The 2,216-nt window shown below is 73.5% G+C and carries 3 protein-coding genes; all 3 read right to left on the minus strand.

Features of this window, described 5'->3' with window-relative positions; genetic code table 11:
* Positions 1 to 49: 49 nt before the first annotated feature.
* A complete protein-coding gene (locus tag VGD70_RS00815; RefSeq protein WP_331077047.1) occupies positions 50 to 715 on the minus strand; it encodes a response regulator transcription factor in 666 nt (221 codons plus the stop codon).
* The gene (locus VGD70_RS00820) at positions 712 to 1,836 is read right to left on the minus strand and encodes a sensor histidine kinase (RefSeq protein WP_331077049.1); all 1,125 of its coding nucleotides are present in this window, start codon (positions 1,834 to 1,836) and stop codon (positions 712 to 714) included. Before VGD70_RS00820 ends, VGD70_RS00815 begins: the two co-directional genes overlap by 4 nt.
* Positions 1,837 to 1,839: 3 nt before the next feature.
* On the minus strand, positions 1,840 to 2,216 hold a 377-nt coding region (locus tag VGD70_RS00825; protein WP_331077051.1), incomplete at its 5' end, for an MMPL family transporter.

Here is a 2,216-nt window from a genome sequence, read left to right on the forward strand (position 1 = left end):
GGGGTGCCACGGCGCACCGCGATCTCGATCCGCGACCTCGATCCACCGGTCACTGGTTGGCCGCCCGGACCAGCCCGGACTCGTAGGCCGCGATCACGAGCTGGGCCCGGTCCCGGGCGGCCAGCTTGGTCAGCAGCCTGCTCACGTAGGTCTTCGCCGTGAGGGGGCTGATCACCAGCCGCTCGGCCAGCTCGCCGTTGTTCAGCCCGCGACCGATGAGCGTCAGGACCTCGCGCTCGCGGTCGGTCAGCATCGTCAGGCCCGCCGGCGCGGGGGCGGCCGGGTCGGGCTGGTGCAGCACCCGCTCGATCAGCGCCTGCGTGGCGCCGGGGGACAGCAGGGCCTCCCCACCCGCGACCGTGCGGATCGCGGCCAGCAGGTTGGCCGGTTTCGTGTCCTTCACCAGGAACCCGCTGGCCCCCGCCCGCAGCGCGGCCACCACGTTCTGGTCGCTCTCGAACGTGGTGAGGATCAGCACCCGCACCCCGGCCAGGTCCTCGTCGGCCGCGATGGTGGCGGTCGCCGCGATCCCGTCGACCCCGGGCATCCGGATGTCCATCACCACCACGTCGGCCTGGCTCGAGCGGGCGAGCCGGACCGCCTCGGCGCCGTCCGCGGCCTCGCCGACCACCTCCATGTCCGGCGCCGACCGCACGAGCATCGCGAACGCGCTCCGCACGAGCCCCTGGTCGTCGGCGAGCACCACCCGGATCATCGCGCCACCCCCGTCGGCACGGTCACCGCGACCCGGAACCCACCCGCCGGCCCGTTGCCGGTGTCGAGCCGGCCGCCCACCGCGTGCGCGCGCTCGGTCATGCCCACGATGCCGTACCCCCCGCCCGTCCCGTCCGCACCGCGGCCGTCGTCGGTGACCTCCAGCCGCACGTCGTCGGTCCCGTACTCCAGCAGCACCCTGGCCTGCCGCGCCTGCGCGTGCTTCACCACGTTGGTCAGCGCCTCCTGCGCGATCCGGTACAGCGTCACCTCGACGGCCGTCGACAGCGCCCGGCGCGTGCCCCGCACCGCCACGTCGACCTCGACCCCGACCGCACCGGTGACCGACGCGAGCTCGGCAAGGCCGTCGAGGTCCGGGGTCGGCTGCCGGTCGCCGTCGGCTTCGGTGCCACGCAACACGTCCAGCGTGGTCCGCAGCTCCGCCAGCACCCCGCTGCTCGCGTCCGCCACCGTGTGCAGCGACTGCTTGATCGGCGCGAGCGTCGGGTCGTCCGGGCGCTCGTCGAGCAGGTGCGCGGCCACGCCGGCATGCGAGTTGATCACGACGATGTGGTGCGCCAGCACGTCGTGCAGGTCGCGCGCGATGCGCAGCCGCTCCTCGGCGACCCGCCGCTCGGTGGCCTCCGCCATGAACGCGCGGTGGATGCGCACCGCCTGCCCGGTGACCGCGGCCACCACGAACCACCCGAGCGGGCTGATCACCTCGGCCCCGGGCGGGCGGTCGTGGGTCTGCCCGACGGTCACCAGCACCACGAGCGACACGATTGCGACCAGGACCAGCGTCGACACCCGCGAGGTGCTGACCGACACCGTGTAGATCAGCACGACCGCCACCGGCAGCAACGCCTCGTGCGCGTAGCCGTTCGCGTGGTAGACGACCTCCACCGCCACGCACGCCAGCAGCGCGGCCACCGGGTATCGCCGCCGCACCAGCACCGGCAGCGTGGCCAGGACGACCAGCACGATCCCGAACGCGTCGACCGGCCTGCCGTCGATCCACTGCGGCGGCAGGACGAGGACGGCGAACAGCGTCACCACCAGCAACGCCGCGGTGAGCAGCACGTCCGACGTGCCGATCCCCAGCCTGCCCGCCGCCCTCATCGCTCAGCTCCGTCCAGCCGTGGCCGGCACCGGGTCCTCCGCCGGCCGCGCCGGAACCCGGCCCGGCCACCAGATCCACCGCCGCAGACCCACGACCATCGGCGCCACCAGTGCGGGCGCCACGAGCAGAGTCTGCAACAGAACCCCGACGGCGACCACCACACCGATCTCCACCATCGGCACGAACGGCAGCGAGGCGAGCACCGCGAACGTTGCCGCCAGCACCATGCCGGCCGACGCGATCACCGGCCCGGTCACCGCCACGGCCCGCCGGGTCGCGACCTCCGTGCCCAGCTCCTTGCGATCCTCAGCGATCCGCGCGACCAGGAAGATCGAATAGTCGACACCGAACGCGACCAGGAACACGAACACCAGCACCG

This window comes from Actinophytocola sp., from assembly GCF_036402745.1.
GTDB lineage: Bacteria > Actinomycetota > Actinomycetes > Mycobacteriales > Pseudonocardiaceae > Actinophytocola.

What these genes read in the sequence shown, in the direction of transcription:
- VGD70_RS00815 (WP_331077047.1), bottom strand. Translation starts at nt 715, where the DNA reads ATGATCCGGGTGGTGCTCGCCGACGACCAGGGGCTCGTGCGGAGCGCG.
- VGD70_RS00820 (WP_331077049.1), bottom strand. Translation starts at nt 1,836, where the DNA reads ATGAGGGCGGCGGGCAGGCTGGGGATCGGCACGTCGGACGTGCTGCTC.